The organism is Nonomuraea jiangxiensis (assembly GCF_900099965.1).
Taxonomy (GTDB): domain Bacteria; phylum Actinomycetota; class Actinomycetes; order Streptosporangiales; family Streptosporangiaceae; genus Nonomuraea; species Nonomuraea jiangxiensis.
In genome coordinates, this window is sequence record NZ_FNDJ01000028.1 from 71,256 (window position 1) to 90,503 (window position 19,248).

At 64.0% G+C, this 19,248-nt stretch carries 8 protein-coding genes; 6 read left to right on the top strand and 2 right to left on the bottom strand.

Annotation, left to right across the window (positions count from 1 at the left end; all coding sequences use genetic code 11):
• Window positions 1–10: 10 nt before the first annotated feature.
• From BLS95_RS42660 to BLS95_RS42685, 6 genes are read left to right on the top strand one after another with little or no spacing between them, the layout of a single operon-like run.
• On the top strand, window positions 11–5,107 hold the full coding sequence (locus BLS95_RS42660; protein ID WP_090945312.1) for a DEAD/DEAH box helicase: 5,097 nt from the start codon (window positions 11–13) through the stop codon (window positions 5,105–5,107).
• Entirely contained in the window at window positions 5,104–7,944 is a 2,841-nt protein-coding gene (locus BLS95_RS42665; protein WP_090945313.1) for a helicase-related protein, read from the top strand. The genes BLS95_RS42660 and BLS95_RS42665 overlap by 4 nt, the downstream gene beginning before the upstream one ends.
• Window positions 7,941–12,170, top strand: coding sequence for an Eco57I restriction-modification methylase domain-containing protein (locus BLS95_RS42670; protein WP_090945314.1), 4,230 nt, complete (start codon window positions 7,941–7,943; stop codon window positions 12,168–12,170). Before BLS95_RS42665 ends, BLS95_RS42670 begins: the two co-directional genes overlap by 4 nt.
• A gap of 9 nt (window positions 12,171–12,179) precedes the next feature.
• Window positions 12,180–14,300, top strand: a complete 2,121-nt coding sequence (locus BLS95_RS42675; protein ID WP_143044108.1) for an AAA family ATPase — start codon at window positions 12,180–12,182, stop codon at window positions 14,298–14,300.
• A complete protein-coding gene (locus BLS95_RS42680) occupies window positions 14,300–15,463 on the top strand; it encodes an McrC family protein (protein ID WP_090945348.1) in 1,164 nt (387 codons plus the stop codon). Before BLS95_RS42675 ends, BLS95_RS42680 begins: the two co-directional genes overlap by 1 nt.
• A gap of 16 nt (window positions 15,464–15,479) precedes the next feature.
• Window positions 15,480–17,543 (top strand): UvrD-helicase domain-containing protein, encoded by a 2,064-nt coding sequence (locus tag BLS95_RS42685; protein ID WP_090945316.1) that lies wholly within the window; start codon window positions 15,480–15,482, stop codon window positions 17,541–17,543.
• Here the strand turns inward: BLS95_RS42685 and BLS95_RS42690 are convergent.
• Complete coding sequence (locus tag BLS95_RS42690; RefSeq protein WP_143044109.1) at window positions 17,536–18,642, bottom strand: hypothetical protein; 1,107 nt, start codon at window positions 18,640–18,642, stop codon at window positions 17,536–17,538. The genes BLS95_RS42685 and BLS95_RS42690 overlap by 8 nt on opposite strands.
• Window positions 18,639–19,220: a DUF4365 domain-containing protein gene (locus BLS95_RS42695; RefSeq protein WP_176993673.1), complete on the bottom strand. Its 582-nt coding sequence runs from the start codon at window positions 19,218–19,220 to the stop codon at window positions 18,639–18,641. Before BLS95_RS42695 ends, BLS95_RS42690 begins: the two co-directional genes overlap by 4 nt.
• Window positions 19,221–19,248: the final 28 nt, after the last annotated feature.

The window sequence follows — 19,248 nt, forward strand, 5'->3', positions numbered from 1 at the left end:
TGCGGGCGGGATGGACGTCTTCAAGGTTCACGAGCAGCTGATCGCAGACTACGCTGCGTTCACGGCCGGCTTCACGGAGATCGAAGACGAGCGGATCAAGAAGCATGTGCGCGACAGGCTGGCCGCCGGGGATCAGTGGCCCGACCCTTACCTGGCGCTAAATCCGAATTTTGAGCCCGGTGGATCAGTCGACGATCTCGTGCAGCAACAGCTCCTCGTCGCGGAATGTGAGCGGATCTTCCGCGTCGGCAAGTCCGGCGACTCGGCCGGCCAGGTTCTCAACCTCCACCGGCATCAGCGTGAGGCAGTGGAAATCGCCAGGTCCGGAGCGAGTTATGTGCTGACCACGGGCACTGGGTCTGGCAAGAGCTTGAGCTACATCGTGCCGATCGTGGACTGGATCCTGCGGCAAAAGGCCGAGGGCGTCTACCAGTCAGGCGTGAAAGCGATCATCGTTTACCCGATGAACGCACTGGCCAATAGCCAGGTCCATGAGCTCGACAAGTTTCTCAAGGAGGGGTATGGCCCTGGCCGTGAACCGGTCACGTTCCGCCGCTATACCGGCCAAGAGAAGATGGACGAGCGGCGGCAGATCCTCGCCGATCCGCCAGACATCCTGCTGACCAACTACGTCATGCTCGATCTGGTGCTCACCCGGCCGGGCGAGCGGGACAGTCTGATCACTGCTGCACGCGGTTTGCGCTGGCTCGTCCTAGATGAGCTGCACACCTACCGTGGCCGGCAGGGTGCTGACGTCGCGATGCTTGTCCGACGAGTGCGTGAAGCCTGCGAGGCGGCCGAGATCCAGTGCGTCGGAACGTCCGCGACGATGACCACCGAGGGTAGCGAGCACTCCCGGCGTGCCAAGGTGGCCGAAACAGCTAGCCGGCTGTTCGGCGTTCCGGTCTCCCGCGCGCACGTCATTGGCGAGACTTTGGAACGTGTTACTACCGCGGATCCGACTCACGTAACCCGGCTCGAGTTGCCCGAGCCCGAATATGGATCCTTCATCGCGGATCCGCTCGCTGCCTGGGTGGAGGCGCAGTTTGGCGTCGTGACTGACCAGGAGACTGGCAAGCTTGTTCGCCCTCCGCGACCGCGAACTGTTGCGGAAGCTGCCGCTGAGCTGGCGGAGTCGGTCAATGAAGATCCCGAGGATTGCGCCATCGCGATCCAGGAGATTCTCAAACTCGGCGCCTCGATCCCGCATCCTCGCACGCAACGTCCGGTGTTCGCCTTCCGGCTGCACCAGTTCCTCTCCAAAGGGGATGACGTCTATCTCAGCATCGAATCCGAGGCTGACCGGTACATCACCAGCCGATACCAGACCGTCGTGCCAGAGCCGGGCAGGGAGGATCACATCCTCGTTCCCGCCTCTTTCTGCCGGGAGTGCGGCCAGGAGTATCTGACCGTCCGAAGGGTCGACGAGCGCTTCACGTCACGGCGTGACAGTGACACCACGGGGGACGAGAAGGATGGCTACCTTTACATCTCGACGGACTTCCCCTGGCCTGACACGGTCGAGGTCGCCATCGATGACCAGCGGGTGCCGGAGTCATGGGTGGAGACCCGGAAGGACGGCTCGCCTGGCGTAATCTCGGCTAAACAGAAGTACCTGCCGAAGGTTGTCACAGTGGCGCCCAACGGCCACATCGCTGACGGGGGGACGCGAGCCGCCTACATCGCCGCTCCATTCACCTTCTGCTTGGCCTGTCGTACCTCCTATGAGCAGGTGCGCGGTAGCGACTTCGCCAAGCTGGGGTCGCTGGCGGTGGAGGGGCGCAGCTCGGCCACCAGCGTGATCAGTTCGACGGTGGTCCGGACTCTGCGTGAAGACGCGAACCTCGAAAGGCCTGAGCGCAAACTGCTAGCGTTCACCGACAACAGGCAGGATGCCAGCCTCCAGGCCGGTCATTTTAATGACTTCGTTCAAGTCGTCCAGCTTCGTGGTGCCCTCTATCGGGCTCTGCAGGACTATCCGGATGGACTGACTCACGAGGTGATTGCGCAGAAGGTAACCGAGTCGCTCAATCTGAGCTTCGCGGACTTCGCGCAAAAGCCTGAAGCCCGATTCTCAGCTGAGCGCAACACCTGGAAGGCGCTCCGCCAGCTAGTCAATTACCGGCTCTACCTTGATCTGGAGCGTGGCTGGCGAATCACCATGCCCAATCTGGAGCAAACCGGATTGCTCACGGTGGATTATCTTGATCTTCCGGAGATCGCCGCAGCCCAGGATTTGTGGGATGGCGTCCATTATGCGCTTCGCGATGACGCGCCGGAGCTGCGTGAGGAACTGCTGCGGACCTTGCTGGATGAGCTGCGCCGCGTGCTGGCGATCGACGTCGACTGCCTTACCGAGCCGGGGTTCGTCCAGATCAAGGAAGAGAGTCGGCATTACCTGAAGGACCCGTGGGCGATGGAGCCAACGGAGAATGTCGTGTATGCCCCGGTCGCCTACCCGCGAGCCGGAAGTCATGGCGGGTTGCGCTCCAGCAAGGACTTGTATCTCACTGGGTTCGGCGCCTACGGCAAGTATCTGCTCCGCGAGCACTCTGGGCTGACCCGCGACGATGCGCACGCGATGATTCGCGACATGCTCGCGGTGACCGAGCGGTGCGGCCTTCTCACCATGGACAGGGATGGCTATCAGCTGAAGGCATCCGCACTGGTGTGGCGGCTCGGTGACGGCAAGGCCGGTGCAGTGGACCGCATCAGAAAGCACGTCGCCACCGAAAGAGGCCCGCGGATCAATCCGTTCTTTCAACGCCTCTACACAGATAAGGCAGCTCAGCTCGCGGGTCTCCAAGCACGTGAGCACACCGCCCAGGTGATGAACGAGGTTCGTGCCCAGCGCGAGGAGCAGTTCCGCGCAGGCGATCTACAGGTGCTCTACTGCTCACCCACGATGGAACTGGGCATTGACATCGCCAGCCTGAACGCGGTCGCACTACGGAACGTGCCGCCAACCCCCGCCAACTACGCCCAGCGGGCCGGTAGAGCGGGCCGATCGGGGCAGCCGGCGCTGGTTGTGACGTACTGCGCTTCCGGATATGCCCACGACCAGTACTACTTCCGTCATCGCGATCAGATGGTGGCAGGGTCGGTAGCCGCGCCGCGGCTGGACCTCACTAACGAGGACCTAATCAGTTCACACGTCAACGCGATTTGGCTGGCTGAGATTCAGCTGCCGTTGGACAGCTCGATCTCCCAGATTCTCGACGTCGATCAGCCCAGCTTCCCGCTGCTGCCAGACGTTGCTGCGGCAGCCGCGAACCCGCAGGCCCAGCTCCGGGCCGCCGAGCGGGCCCGACGCGTGCTGGCCGAAAGGGTCAGAGAACTGAAGATTACCTCGTGGTGGCATGACGACTGGATCGACCGGGCCGCCCAGGATGCTCCGGCGGCGTTCAACGCCGCCTTCGATCGCTGGCGCGAGCTGTACCGGACGGCGCAGGCCGAACGGGAGGAACAGCACCGGATCATCGGCGATCATTCCACAAGCAAGGGTGCCCGGGAAGGGGCCATCATCCGCCGCCGTGAGGCGGAAAACCAGCTGAAGCTGCTCAGGAACGAGGACTCCGAAGACTTCCAGACCGACTTCTACTCCTACAGATACTTGGCATCGGAGGGGTTCCTCCCCGGTTACTCTTTCCCGCGGCTTCCGCTGCGCGCCTACATCGCTGCCCGCAAAGGAAAGAGCACCGAAGTCGAGTTCATCCATCGGCCCCGCTTCATCGCGATCCGCGAGTTCGGACCGGACGCCCTCATTTATCACGAAGGCTCCCGGTATCAGGTCAAGGAAGTGCAGCTCGCACCCAACGAGCAGGGTGGCGGCGGGTTGGACACCCGATCCGCACGGCGCTGCGAGTTCTGTGGCTATCTGCACGAGGCGGTCGTCGGCACCGACGTCTGCGACTCGTGCAATGGAATACTCGGCAAGACCATGAACCGGCTGCTGCGGCTGCAGACCGTCAAGACGGTTCGGCGCGACCGGATCTCCTCAGACGAGGAGGAACGCCGCCGCGCCGGCTACGACGTGGTCACCTCCTATCGCTTCAACGACCATGGCGTACGACCCGGCCGCCTGGATGCCAAAGCAGTGCGGGGTGCAGCACCGCTCCTGGAACTCACGTACGGAGACACCGCCACAGTCCGCGTCACCAACATGGGACGCAAGAGGCACACGAGCGACGGCTTCTGGATCAACGTGCAGACCGGGCGCTGGCTGTCGGAGAAGGACGCTCTCACCCCTGACCTGCATCGCCTGGATGACGCCTCGCTTGTTCAAGCCAAGCAGCAAGTCATTCCCTATGTCGAGGATCGAAGGAACATCCTTGTCACCCGGATGCTCGGCTCCGTAAGCCACGAGGCCGCAATCAGTTTCATGTATGCGCTGGAGCGGGGCATTGAGGCCGAGTTTCAATTGGAGGACAGCGAGCTCACCAGTGAACTGCTCCCTGACGAAGCACACTGCGGCCGGGCACTGTTCATCGAGAGTTCTGAAGGTGGCGCGGGCGTGCTACGGCGACTGGTTATGGAGCCCGACGCACTCGCACGGGCCGCAAGGAAAGCGCTGGAGATCGCCCACTTCGACGTCGCCACCGGCGAGGACACGGGTGGGGCTGTCAACAACGAGCGCTGTGCCAAGGCGTGTTACGACTGCCTGCTTTCCTTCGGCAACCAGGCCTACCACGATCTGATAGATCGTCACCTCGTCCGGGATCTTCTGCTCGCGTTGTCGCTCTCGGACGTGCCCGAGCCGCCGGTGGCTTCCCCTCAGGACATCTGGGAGCCCGTACGCTACGCCGCCGAACTCAACGATCCGGTGCACGCCTTTGTCGCGTGGTTGGAGGAGTGGGAATATCGGGCTCCGGATGAGCTGAGTGTGGACCTCGGGGTGGCCACCCCGGAGATGGTCTATCCGGGCCAGGTCGCCGTGTTCGTCGACGGCCCGGACAACGGCGCCTCACCCGGCAGGGACGAGGACGCCGAGGACGAACTCCGCGAACTCGGCTGGAGTGTCGTCCGTGTTCCTTACCGTGGGGACTATGCGCAGATCGTAAAGAAATATCCGAGCGTCTTCGGGACCAGTCGCAGGGAGCCGCGTTGACCACTGTCTTCAGCCCAGGAACGCTCGTGAGCGCCCGCAACCGCGACTGGGTGGTGCTTCCGGGCTCCAGCGACACGTTTCTGGTGGTCCGTCCGCTCGGCGGTGGAGACGACGAGGTCGCCGGCATCCTGACCCAGGTCGAGGAGGTCGCACAGGCCACTTTTCCGCCGCCTAGTGCCGACGACGCCGGCAACGCGGTCAGCGCCAGCCTGCTGCGTACGGCCTTGCAGATCGGGTTCCGCGCGACGGCGGGGCCGTTCCGGTCGCTCGCGGGGCTGGCCGTGGAACCCCGGCCATACCAACTGGTCCCGCTGCTGATGGCGTTGCGGCAGGAGACGGTCCGGCTGTTGATCGCCGATGACGTCGGTATTGGCAAGACCATCGAGGCGTCGCTGATCGCGGCCGAACTCCTCGCCCAGGGCAGCGTGACAGGGCTGACCGTGCTGTGCAGTCCCGCCCTGGCCGAACAGTGGCAGGAAGAACTCACGACGAAGTTCCGCATCGATGCCGAGCTGGTGCTGCCGAGCACCGTCAAGCGGCTGCAGCGCAACATCGTCGACGACGATCAGTCGATCTTCGACTTCTACAAGCACACCGTGGTCTCCACCGACTTCATCAAGTCTCCGACCCGGATGAAGGAGTTCATTACCTCCTGCCGCGACCTGGTGATCGTGGACGAGGCGCACACCTGCGTTGCGGACGGCACTTCCACCGGCGGTCGAACCAGACGCTACAACCTGATCCGTGAACTGGCCGACGATCGGGATCGGCACCTCATCCTCGTTACGGCCACTCCGCACAGTGGCAAGGATGAGGGATTCCGCAACCTCATCGGCCTGCTCGACCCCGAGCTTCCGGCGCTGAACCTCGACGACGCCAAGGGCCGCGAAAGGCTCGCCCGGCACATGGTCCAGCGCCGTCGGGGTGACATCAAGGCGTACCTCAATGAGGACACCAGGTTTCCCCAGCGGCGTGAGACGCGGGAGGAGCGCTATTACCTGACCGACGACTACCGTAAGCTCCTGCGCCAGGTCCTCGCCTACGCGCGGGAGACCGTTCGCGACGTATCGCGCGGGCAGTTGCGGCAGCGGGTCCGCTACTGGTCGGTGCTGGCGCTGATGCGAGCGCTCGCCTCCTCGCCCAACGCGGCGGCGGCGACGTTGCGGACGCGTGCGGAGGGAGCGGGTAAGGAAACTCCTGAGGAGGCGGACCGGATCGGCCGTTCGACGGTGCTCGACACTGACGATGACGAGGCTGCCGAGTCCGTCGATGTGATTCCCGGCGCCGACGACCTCGATGAAGACGATCAGAGCGAGCGTGCCAGGCTGCTGCGTTTCGCCAAGGCGGCCGACGTCCTGGCCGGGAGGCAGGACGCCAAGCTGGCCAAGGTCGGCGACGTCGTGGAAGGCCTGCTGGCTGACGGGTTCGACCCGATCGTGTTCTGCCGGTTCATCGACACCGCCGAATACGTTGCCGCGCACCTGCGTGAGCGCCTGAGCAGAGCGGCGGAGGTAGCCTGCGTCACCGGCACGCTCCCGCCCAGCGAACGGGAGGCGCGGATCGACGAGCTTCGAGCGGTGGAGGGGCGGCACGTGCTCGTGGCCACCGACTGCCTGTCCGAGGGGGTCAACCTTCAAGATGCCTTCCAGGCGGTCGTCCATTACGACCTCGCGTGGAACCCCACCCGCCATGAGCAACGCGAAGGCCGGGTCGACCGGTTCGGCCAGGCTGCCGAGATCGTCCGGGCGGTGACGATTCTCGGTGCCGACAATCTCATCGACGAGATCGTCATGCGGGTCCTGATCCGCAAGCATGAGGAGATCAGGAAGAGCCTCGGCGTCAGCGTGCCCGTGCCGAACTTCTCCAACCAGCTCGTTGAAGCGCTGATGGAGGAACTGCTCACCTCCAACACCGACAGCTGGGAGCAACTCCCGCTCGAAGGTTTCAGCGCGACGAACCTGCACACCGAGTGGGAGAACTCGGCCGAGTGGGAGCGCCGCTCCCGTACCAAGTTCGCCCAGGCCGGCATCAAGCCAGATGAGGTAGCCAGGGAGCTGGCGGAAGTCCGGGCCAGCCTCGGCTCACCCACAGAGATCGACGGTTTTGTCCGCGAGGCCCTCGACGCGCTCGGCTCTTCACTCGTCGAGGCTGCAGACGGTTTCACGGCCGTAACGGCTACTCTTCCCCTTGGCCTGCGCGACGCGCTGCCTCCAGGTCAGGTGCAGCCGCTGCCGTTCCACCGTGACCTGCCGGTTCCTCGCCGACACGCGCATCTGGACCGGACCGACGCCAGTGTCGGAGCGATCGCCCGCTATGTGCTCGACAGCGCGCTAGATGCGAAGACCCCAGGCCCGCGGCCGGCCCGCAGATGCGGCGTGATGAGAACGAGCGCGGTGCAGCGGCGGACTACCCTGCTGCTAGCCCGGTTCCGGATGCATCTGACCCTGCCCGGCCACGATGGCGTCCGCCCTCTCGTGGCCGAAGAGGCGCGCGTGCTGGCTTTCCGCGGGCGCCCGGACAATCCTGAGTGGATCCCTGCGGCAGAGATCGACGCGCTCCTGAAGGCGACGCCGGGCGGCAACATCGCGCCCGACCTGGCCCGTGACGATCTCGACCGGTTGCTCGCTCCCGACGATGACGGCCTGCCGAAACTTCTCTCACAACTGCGCCCCGCCCTGGACGCCGAAGCTGACGCCATGGCGGAACGGCTTCGCGACTCGCATCGCCGCGTCCGCGAGGCGTCCCGCCAAAGTGGACTCAGCAAGATCCAGGTTGCCGCCAACAAGCCGGTTGATCTGCTTGGCGTTTACGTCTACCTGCCGGTGGTGTCCCGATGAGCAGATCCCCCTACCCCTCTCTCCGCACGGCCGGCGGCCTGCTCTCCGCCGACCTGTTCGAGCGGGTCATGGACGCCCGGCAGGGCGAGAACGCACTGCCGGGGCGCGAACCGGAGACCTACGGGCTGCTGCCCCACGAGAACGTCCGCGAGGCGGCGGCCCGCGCGTTCGACTACCTCAAGAACGCCTGGGCCCAGTTCGCCAAGGAGCGAGAGCGTGCCCGGCAGGAGGGGCGTTCCCCGCGTGCCCGCGACCGGTGGCTGATCCCGTTGCTGCGGCAGCTCGACTACGGGGTGCTTCAGCCCGCCGGAGGGATCACCGTCGAGGACGTCACCTACCCGGTTAGCCATCGCTTCGAGCAGGTGCCCATCCATCTGGTCGGCTGGAATGTCGATCTCGACCACCGCACCGCCCGCGTCAACACCCAGGCGCCGCAGTCGATGGTGCAGGAGTTGCTGAATCGGAGCGACGATCACCTGTGGGCAGTGCTTTCCAACGGAGGCAAGCTGCGGCTCCTCCGCGACACTCGTTCGCTGGCCGGCTCCGCCTATGTCGAGTTCGACCTTGAGCTGATCTTCGAGGAGCAGCTCTTCGCCGACTTCGTGCTGCTCTACCGGCTCGTGCACGCGACGCGGCTCGCCGTACCTGAAGATAAGACGCCTGCGGACTGCTGGCTGGAACGCTGGCGAACTGATGCTGTCCAGGTCGGCGACCGGGTGCTCGCACGGTTGAAGAAGGGTGTCCAGGAGGCCATCAATACCCTCGGCACCGGCTTCCTCCGGCATCCTGCCAACGATCGGCTCCGAAAGCATCTGGAGGGTCGCAGCACACTCGCCGACCTCAGCGAACGGTCGGACGTTCTGGCCGGGCTCGGCGGCGGGACGCTGGAGAAGGTGCACCGGCTCAGCAAGGAGGATTACAACCGCGCCCTTCTCCGGCTGGTCTACCGCTTGCTGTTTTGGTTCATTGCCGAAGACAGGGACGTGCTGCTCTTGCCGCTTCCGGAAGAGGAGGAACTGGCCGAAGAGCGCAAGCAGATCCTCGCCGCCCGCAAGCGTTACGGCGACTACTTCTCGGCCCACCGCCTGCGCGACCGGGCGATCCGCGGCGGGGCGAATCATCACGATGACCTGTGGGAAGCAGTCCAGCTCGTGATGCGTGGTCTCGGCGAGGACGGAGGCCGCCCTGAGCTGGCCATCCCCGGCGTTGGCGGGCTGTTTGAGCGGATCACCGAACTGCATGACGGCACGCGGCTGGACCACAGCCTTCCCGACGAGTTGGACGCGCCGCTGGAGGGGATGCGGATCGACAACGCCCACTTGCTGAAGGCCATCCGTCACCTCGCCGTCGTCGACACGGGCATCCAACGCAGGCCGGCCAATTTCCGCGAACTCGGTTCGGAGGAACTTGGCAGCGTCTATGAGTGGCTGCTGGAATTCCATGTTGATCTCGACACAGCCAACCGAATTTACATGCTGTGGAAGGCGGATGGCAGTGCCCGGAAGACTACCGGCTCCTACTACACGCCTACCTCTCTCCGAGAGGCCTTGCTCGACAGCACGCTCGACCCGGTCCTGGACCAAGCAGCCGGATCGGCCGACACCGTAGAGGGCAAGGCTGAGGCGTTGCTGAACGTGACCGTGTGTGATCCCGCCTGTGGGTCCGGGGCTTTCCTCGTCGCTGCTGCGCACCGGATCGCCCGCCGCATCGCACAGATACGCTCCGGTGAGGACGAGCCGTCTCCCGCCCAAGTACGGCATGCGATGCGGGAGGTTGTATCCCGTTGCCTCTACGGAGTCGACATCAACGAGATGGCCGTCGAGCTTGCCAAGGTGTCGCTCTGGATTGAATCGGTGGAGCCCGGCAAACCGCTTGCCTTCTTGGACACCAACATTCGAGTCGGTAACTCACTGCTCGGTGCCGCCCCGGCGCTCATTGAGCGTGGCATTCCGAAGGAAGCCTTCAAGCCCATCGAGGGCGACGACAAGAAGGTCGCCTCCGCTGTGGCCAAGGAGAGCGAGGCGGAGAAGGCCCTCTCTGCGCGAGGAGACTTCGCCGGAACACTCTTTGACCTCGATGAAGGGACGAACCGGTCGAACAAGCGCCTGGGCACGGTAACTCGCGAAATCGTCACCGCCCTGCCGGACGACCTTGTTGGCGCGGCGGTGCAGCGGCGGCGGCTCCGTCTAATCGACGCGGAACGGTTGCCCGCAAAGCGAGTAGCAGATGCTTGGTGCGCCGCCTTCGTGCAGGAACTCACTGCTAAGACCCGGATGAGCGCCATCACGCAGTCCACGCTGGATTGGATCGGCGGCGAGCAGTTCGACGAACGCCAAGAAAGGATCGCTTCCCGGGTGGTCGAGCTCGCCAGGGCGTACCGGTTCTTCCACTGGCACGTGGAGTTCCCGCACCTGTTTCAGGTGCCCGACAGCGGGTCAGTGAACGGGAAGACCGGCTGGAAAGGCGGCTTCACCTGCGTTATCGGCAACCCGCCGTGGGAGAAGATTGAGTTCAAGGAGCAGGAGTTCTTCGCCTCGCGAGACGAGGATATCGCCAACGCCAAGAACGCCAGCGCCCGTAAATCCGCGATTGCTGCTCTAAAGGATAGCGAGGACGAGACTGAACGATCTCTGTACAACGAATACGTTCTAAATCTCCGCATCCCCGCCTCATGGACGCACTTCTTCAAGGAGTCAAGCCGCTATCCACTCACTGGAAGAGGGCGACTCAACACATATGCTGTCTTCGCAGAGACTGGTCGGGACATCATTGACCCGATGGGTCGAGTCGGAATGGTACTGCCCACGGGTATCGCCACCGACGCGACCACCCAGTTTTTTATCAAGGACTTGGTGGAGACTAAGACTCTCGCTTCACTTTACGACTTCGAGAACGAGGAGAAGCTCTTCCCGGACGTCACCAATCGTGTGAACTTCTGTATCTGGACTGCGACTGGCGAGAAGATTCCTCAGAAAAGAATTTTGTTGGCATCTAGGCTACGTCAAGCGTCGCAGATCGCTGACCGGCGGCTCACCCTCACACCCGAGGACATCACGCTACTTAACCCGAACACTGGCACCCTCCCGGTCTTCGACTTCAAACGGAACGCGGAGATCACCCTCGGAATCTATCGACGGCTTCCGGTTCTGTGGCGTGACTCTGCCAATGGTGGTGAGGGAATCAACCCCTGGGGACTGATGTTCCTCCAAGGCCTGTTCAACATGGCCAGCGACTCTGCTCTGTTTCGGCCTAGCGCCGCTGAAGAAGAGACCCTGGAACAGATGCTCGACGACGGCTGGCAGTTCGACGGCAATGCCCTCGTCCGCGACAACGAACGAATGTTGCCGCTGTACGAGGGAAAGATGCTGCACCACTACGACGGTCGTTATGCCACATACGAGGGTGCGACTCAAGCCCAACTTAACAAGGGCACACTCCCACGAACTTCCGCGGCGCAGAAGGACGACCCGTCCTACGTCACCATTCCCCGGTACTGGGTCCCCGAGAAGGAGGTCGCAGCCCAGCTCCAAGGCTCCCGGAACAATCGGCGCGTTCTCAGCTGGGACCGGGAGTGGCTGCTGGGTTGGCGCGACATGTGCCGCCGCTCCGATACTCGCACAGTAATCTCTACGATCCTCCCGCGCGCTGGCGTCGGCGACAAGTTCTTGCTTGCCCTGCCGCAGCAGGAGGGAGCACTTCTTGGGGCGAACCTTGCATCGTTCGTGTTGGACTTCTGTGCCAGGCAGAAGATCTCTGGCACGTCCCTGAAGTACTTCATTTTCAAGCAGCTCCCCGTGCTGCCACCCTCCGCGTACGAGAAGCCATGTCCTTGGGGCTCTGGCGAGCGGCTTGACAACTGGGTGCGGCTTCGGATGTTGGAACTGGCCTATACCTCCTACTCGATGGAGCCCTTCGCTCGCGATCACTTTGACGACGGCCCGCCGTTCCGCTGGGACGATGAGCGCCGTTTCTGGCTCCGAGCCGAGCTGGACGCCGCCTACTTCCACCTATACGGGATCGCACGAGACGACGTCGACTACATCATGGATACCTTCGGCGCCCTCAGAAACAAGAGGCCGGAGGAGTTCGCACGTACCAAGAAGGCCATCTTGGAGATCCACGACGCGATGAACGCCGCGATCAGCTCGCGCCAGCCGTACCAGGCGACCCTGAATCCGCCGCCTGGGCAGGGAGCGCGTCATCCCGCCCGCCCAGCAACCGCCTAGGAGACCACCGTGGCCTTCGCCGATCATATGGGGCCGCTGCTGCGGACCACTCTCGAGGTGCTGCGCGACGCCGACGGCCCGCTCACCCGCCGGGAGACGTTCGATGAGGTCGAGCGGCGGGTGGAGATTGCTCCCGACTACCTCACTGCATACCCGAGCGGCGAGCCACGCTGGCGCAAGCAGCTCGGGTGGCGAGTCATGGAGGCGGCGGCGCTTGGGTGGGTGACGCGGCGGGGTGGGTGGTCGATCACCGAAGCAGGGCTTCAGGCGTTGGAGGATTACCCCGGTGCCGAGCTGTATCGCCAGGTGACGGCGCAGTATCGCGCCAAACAGCAGAGCGGGAAGAAGTACGCGGACCCAAAGTGGGCGCCGGTCGCCGAGGCCATCGCCCGTCTGGAGCCGGGTATGTGGACTAGCCATGTTGATCTCGCCGCACTGAATAGTACGGCCTGGAACTCGATCTGGGGATTCCTCGGCGAACAGCGGCCTGCTGCGGCGCACCGAGTGCTGCTCAACGACGGTCGCATTTCCGATGACTTCAAATGGTTCGACCCGGAGCGCACCGACGACCCCCGTGAGGTACTGGAGCGCGAAGGCCTGGAGTTCGACGCAGCCGGCCGCGCGAACCCGGCGCGACGACTCACTACCGATGACTTCCGTGAGATGTTCGCCGAACTGGCACCAGAGCCGGTGATCCGGCGGGCGTGGCTGGTTCGCGGCTCATCAGTAGACGGACGTGACCTCGTACCGGTCTGGCTGCACAAGGGGTCGGTCTCGTTGGCGGCCGCCAGCCTGCCGGAGATCCCGATTCCGATCGACCGCGATCAGCTCAGAATGACCGTCGACGGGAACTACCAGCACAAGTCCTACGCGGTCAGGGAAACGAAGCTCACCGAGTTCGATGCGTTTAGCAACCGCATGCGGCCGGGCGACTATGTGCTGACGACCACTCAAGGCAAGGCGTACGTCGGTGTGCTCGCCGGTGACGCCTCCTACGTCGCCTCCTCCGACCAACGGTCCAACCTTCGACGAGCTGTCGACTGGTTGAACGAGACCCAGCCGGTGCCGTTCGCGCACCTGCCGCAGCCGCTGCCCGCCAAACTGCACAGCCAGTCCGACGTCGTCGAACTGACCGAGAACATCCCGGCGATCGAAGAACTGCTCGCGGCTCTGGACATCACGCTCGGCGAGACCGAGCCGGAGCCGGTCCGCGTCCTGGCCTTCCCCGAGATCGGCCAGGACCTCGCCGACGACATCCTCATCACCCGCGAGGACCTGCAACGCCTGGCCGACCTCCTGTGGGAGAACAAGCAGCTCATCCTGTACGGCCCGCCCGGCACGGGCAAGACGTTCCTCGCTCGCAAGCTCGCCGGGCAGTTGGCCGAGCCGAGCGCGGTCAAGCTCGTCCAGTTCCACCCGTCCTACACCTATGAGGACTTCTTCGAAGGCTTCCGCCCGGTCCAGCGAACGGACGGCCAGCTCGCCTTCGATCTGCGGCCTGGCCCGTTCCGGCAGCTCGTTGAGGCCGCCCGGCAACACCCTTCGGATCCGTACATCCTCATCATCGACGAGATCAACCGGGCCAATCTGGCGAAGGTCTTCGGCGAGCTCTACTTCCTGCTGGAATATCGCGACGACGCGATCGGCCTCCTTTACTCAGCCGAGTCGGATTTCACGCTGCCACCCAACGTTTTCGTCATCGGCACCATGAACACCACCGACCGCTCGATCGCCCTCGTCGACGCGGCGATGCGGCGCCGGTTCCGCTTCGTGGAGTTGCATCCGTCTCACGCTCCCATCCAGGGACTTCTCGATCGATGGCTCGCACGGCTGCGCAACGACGACGAGCTTGCCGTCCACAACGTGGACGCACCGGAGATCCTCGACGCGCTCAACACGCGCATCGAAGACCACGACCTCGCCATCGGCCCGTCCTACCTGATGAAGCCGAGCATCTACCAACGCGAGAGCGGCCTGGCCGAGGTGTGGGAGACCGCTATCCTCCCGCTCCTCGCCGAGCAGCATTACGGCAGCCCGCTCGCTGTTCTCGACCGCTATCGCCTGCCCGCCCTCCGGCAAGCCGTACGCCAAGCCGCCCCTGAAGCCGAGCCGGAACAGCCCGCGTCGTGATGCGTCTGACCGTTGCCGAGAACGATCAGCTGGTCGCGCGTCTCAGCCATGAGCAGGGACGACGGCTGGCGGACTCGGGCGTCGTTCAGGCACGTCCTTCTTCCTTCAATGCCGAGCTGTGGGAGCTCACTCCACAGGGGAAGGTCGGCGTCGCGCGGGTGGGCGACGTCGAGGTGTGGGTGACACCGAAACTGGAGATCGACCGGCTGCTGTTTCTCGTCGGGTACGCAGCGGATCCGAAAGGATGGCGGGACGAGCTGGTTCATCTGGAGGTACGGGAGGGGTTGATTCCCGCCGTCGCCGATGCGTTGTGGCGGCAGACAGAGCGTGCGCTCCGACAAGGGCTGCTTCAGGGATATCGAACGGCCGAGGAGACCTCGTACGTGTTGCGCGGACGCCTCCGCGAGGCCGACCAGCTCCGTCGGCACCACGGTCGCCCTATCCCCATGGAGATCCGTCACGACGACTTCACCATCGACATCCCGGAGAACCAGATCCTGCTCGCGGCCATCACACGGCTGCTGAGGGTTTCTCGTGTCTCCGGAAGCTCACGTCGGAGGCTGGCTGCCCTCCGGATCCGCCTTGCGGGCGTCACCAGCCTGATTGTCGGGGCGCGCCTGCCGAGCTGGCAGCCGACGCGGCTGAATGCCCGGTACTATGCCGCCCTCCGGCTCGCAGAGATCGTGTGGCGGGCGACCTCACCCGAGCACGCTCCGGGCCCGACGGTTGCCAGCGGGTTCCTCTTCGACCTGCCGAAGATCTTCGAAGACTTCGTGACCGTGGCGGTGTCGGAGGAACTGCATGACCGTTTCGGCGGGATTGCTTATCCGCAGTATCCTTGCCACCTGGACGAGGCGCTGGCCGTACGGATGAAGCCCGATCTGGTGTGGGAACTGAGCGGTGTTCCCCGGGCCGTGGTCGACGCCAAGTACAAGCAGGAGAAGCCAGCCGGATACCCAGACGCCGATCTGTACCAGATGCTGGCCTACTGCACGGCCCTCGGGCTGCCTCGTGGACACCTGATCTACGCCAAGGGGAACGGATCAGGTGCCTCACACGTCGTAAGGCATGCGGGCATCGAGATCATCTGCCATGCGCTCAACCTCGCTTCGGAACCCGAGGCGATCCTTTCGCACATCAGCAAGATCGTAAGTGAGCTCTGACCGGCGAGGAGGATCTGTGGCACGTCTGGCGATCGACAGCAGCTTCCTGTGGGAATTCGGCAAGCTGAACCCGGACGTCCAGGAGCGTGTCCAGGAGGTCTTCGCAAAGTTCCAGGCGGGCGGCGCAGGCATCAACCTGGAGAAGATCCACAACGCGAAGGACGAACGGTTCCGCTCCATCCGGATCGACCAGGGCTATCGCGGGATCGTGCTGGCCCCGGAGCAGGGTGACCTCTACCTGCTCCTCAAGGTCGACCAGCATGACGCCGCCTACAGGTGGGCTGAACGGCACAAGGTCTCCGTCAACAGCACCGCCGGTGTGGTCGAGGTCATCGACGTGGTCGGCGTGAAGGAAGCCACCGCCAGGAACACCGCATCCGGCGGGCCCGATCGACTGTTTGATCACGTCAGCGACGCGCAGCTCCGGACGCTTGGCATCGACGAGCAAACCCTTGCCTTCGCCCGCTCCGTGACGGACCAACTGGAAGTGGAGAAGGCGCGCCGGACGCTGGGCGAAGCCCAGTATGACGTGCTCATCGGCCTGGCCATGGGGATGACGCCCGAAGAGGTGTGGAACGAAGTCGCTCAGTCGGCTCCGGTCGACATCGATGACATGGTGGCTGCCACTGAACGGACCAGCCGCAGGCTTATCCTGGTGACCGGGCCTGATGAACTCATGGACGTCTTCAGCCAGCCGTTCGCCCTTTGGCGGGTCTACCTCCATCCAAGCCAGCTGCGTGTTGCCCACGCTCGGTACAGCGGACCAGCTCGGGTTTCCGGTGGGCCGGGAACCGGAAAGACGGTCGTCGCCTTGCACAGGGCCCGGCATCTGGCTAGACGTGTTGAGCGCCAGGGCGCGGTCCTGCTTACCACCTTTACGAAAACGCTGGCCGCCTCTCTCGACGACGGGCTACGTGCTCTTGTTAGCGAACCCGACCTGCTCGAGCGTGTTGACGTCCGGCACATCGACCAGGTTGCCCACCAGATTGTTGCCCGCGAGCACGGGCGACTGTCTGTTCTCAACCAAGCGGAGGAGGTGGCTAGGTGGGCGAAGGCCAGTTCCGCGCACGAGCCGGCGTTTCTCGCCGCCGAGTGGCGGCAGGTCATCCTTGCCCAGGGCATCACCACGCTGCTGGAGTACCAGGGTGCCCGGAGGAAGGGGCGCGGGGTACGGCTAAGCTCTGCCGCGAGAGAGACTGTCTGGGAGGCGTTCGAAGCGTTCAGCTCCGGGCTGCGCAAGGACGGCGTGTGGACACACGAGACGATCTGCGTTGAAGCGACCCGACTCCTGACCGAGGCGGACCGCCAGCCGTACGAACACGTGATTGTTGACGAGGCGCAGGACCTCAGCCCATGGCAGTGGCGCTTCCTGCGCGCTGTTGTCCCGGTCGGACCTGATGATCTGTTCATCGCCGGAGACACCCACCAGCGCATCTACGACAACCGCGCCTCCCTACGGCAGGTCGGGGTGGACGTGACGGGCAGGTCAACCCGACTGAAGATTAACTACCGGACCACGGCAGAGATTCTCGCGTGGTGTGTCGGCCTCCTTCGCGGTCAGGCCATCGATGACATGAACGAAGACCTCGAATCGTTGACCGGCTGCCGCTCAGACGTCCACGGTAACCAGCCACGGCTGGAAGGATTCGCTTCACGGCAGGACGAACTTGCCTTCGTGACAGCACAAGTCCAGCAGTGGCTCGACGATGGGGTGGAGCCAGAACAAGTCGGCATCGCCATGCGTGCCCGTGCCCCCATCGGCGAGGTCGTCAATTCATTGGCAGAACACGGCATCCCGGCGGCGAGCCTGGCCAGCCAGGCCGCCCATGAGGGCAAGGTTCTGGTCGGGACCATGCACCGGATGAAAGGGCTGGAATTCCGCTGCATGGTGGTCACCGGCGTCAGCGACAACTCGGTGCCTGCGCCATCGGCGGTGACACTGGCGAGCCTAGACAAAGCCGCGCACGCCCTTGACCTACAGCGCGAGCGCTGTGTCCTCTTCGTCGCTTGCACCCGGGCGCGAGAGGAGTTGCTCGTTACATGGACTGGCGTACGAAGTCCCTTTCTACCTGTCAGCTGATGATCTCCACACCGGTGCGATCCGGACGCATCTCCAGCCGTCTGCCAGTGGTCGTGAGGCGCCCTCTGACTCGGACGGTAGCGCGTTGGTAGTGGAGCGGGGCGATACTCTCATACTGGCGGCGGCTCAGTACGACCCAGATCGCGCGGGCAAGGGACTCGGACGACGAGGTTTGCAACTCGCCCCGGATCTTGATGCGAGGCGGTTCCACGTCGTCATAATGGAGATCCTCAATTACACCGGTGATCGTGGCCGTTCCTACACGGGCCAGGTCTCTCAGCTGTTTCGCTGCCTGGCTCAGGACCCCGGCCATGGTCGCACTGAATTCGATCGCCTCCCCCGAGGGCGAGTCCAGCCCGCGTGCCCACCCGACCGCGATGGAAAATGGACGATCGACACCGTGACCGGCGAGCCCGCTGACCGCTTCACAGAGATCGGCCGATACACCCTGGTCTACATATTCCTCGATGATGTCGAAGGAGGCCGTGCCTCGGATAACTTGCGTACAAGCTGTCTGCGCGGCTCGGAGGGCCTTGTCCATGGTGACCAAAACTTGCCTGCCGAATGGGTCGGTGTCGTCCTCCTCGAACAGCGAAGCCTGGACATCACGGGAGGCCACCGGAACGCGAGCCGTGAAGATGTAGCTTCCAGGCTTGCTTGTGCCCAAGCGGACAGATCCCAGAAAGTCCTGCACCACCCCGCTTCGGCGTCCTGTGAAGATGAGCCGGGGACCTTCTTCCACCGTCCGGGCCGCGGTGTCCAGCAATTCGCAGATACTGTCGACCGCTTTCACTCCGGACAGGAGTGGGATGGTTCCGGACGGGGTGTCCGGCTGAGTTCGGACATCCACGGTGTCCACTAGCGGCTCTGCGATGTCGAGCAGAATTTCCTCGGCAGGTCGATCCTCTAGCACTGCTAGCTTGGCGACCGCCTCCGCAAGCAATTCATCGTCGTCCGGATACTCCCGCTGCGGCGGGATCAGCAGGCGGGTATCTGCACCTTGCCAGACCTCGGCTCCCCGCCATGTCCCTTCGTTTCGCCAACCACGACTGGCAAGGTAGCCGGCAAGGCTGGCAGGGTCGATTGCCAGCTCATTCATAAAGCCACCTCCGCCAGTGTCGGGTCTAGCAGTCCTCTCAAGCTCTTGACGGTGAGCAGGTTCCTCTTCGGCACTCGTACGGTAATGGTTCCGTTGCACTGCGGATTCTCGACCCTGACGCGATCGGCCAGGGAAAGCCAGTACGCGGCGTGGCTCAGCACGAGGCCGTTCTTGTTGCCCCGGGCGTACTTCGCTGCGTCGTCTGGGACGATGACCAAGAAGAGGAAACGAGGAATCCGGCGTTCACCGCCGGCGAGTGCATTGAACCGCTTCTCGGTCAGCCGAGGATAGATCCAGTCATCGTTATCCCCCTTGGGCTTGGCCCAAGTCTTGACCTGAACGCGCATCGCAGGAAAGTCACCCCCGACTTCGACGGGCGCGGAGATGTCGAAGTCGACGCCCGTGCAGTCGGGCGTGAGCGGGCTGGCTTGAAGGCCCGCTGCCGCGGCAAGCACCTGAATGAAACACTCGCCATACCAGCCCTGGTGATTGTTCTTGTCCAGGCACCACTCGCAGGCCAGGGCAGCCTCCTCCTCGAACAGCGGCCGCCCCCGAATCCGCCGATAGGTGATCGTCATTGACGGTAGCACGGCAGGATTCGAGGTG

What these genes read in the sequence shown, in the direction of transcription:
- BLS95_RS42660 (WP_090945312.1), top strand. Translation starts at nt 11, where the DNA reads ATGGACGTCTTCAAGGTTCACGAGCAGCTGATCGCAGACTACGCTGCG.
- BLS95_RS42670 (WP_090945314.1), top strand. Translation starts at nt 7,941, where the DNA reads ATGAGCAGATCCCCCTACCCCTCTCTCCGCACGGCCGGCGGCCTGCTC.
- BLS95_RS42680 (WP_090945348.1), top strand. Translation starts at nt 14,300, where the DNA reads ATGCGTCTGACCGTTGCCGAGAACGATCAGCTGGTCGCGCGTCTCAGC.
- BLS95_RS42690 (WP_143044109.1), bottom strand. Translation starts at nt 18,642, where the DNA reads ATGAATGAGCTGGCAATCGACCCTGCCAGCCTTGCCGGCTACCTTGCC.
- BLS95_RS42695 (WP_176993673.1), bottom strand. Translation starts at nt 19,220, where the DNA reads ATGACGATCACCTATCGGCGGATTCGGGGGCGGCCGCTGTTCGAGGAG.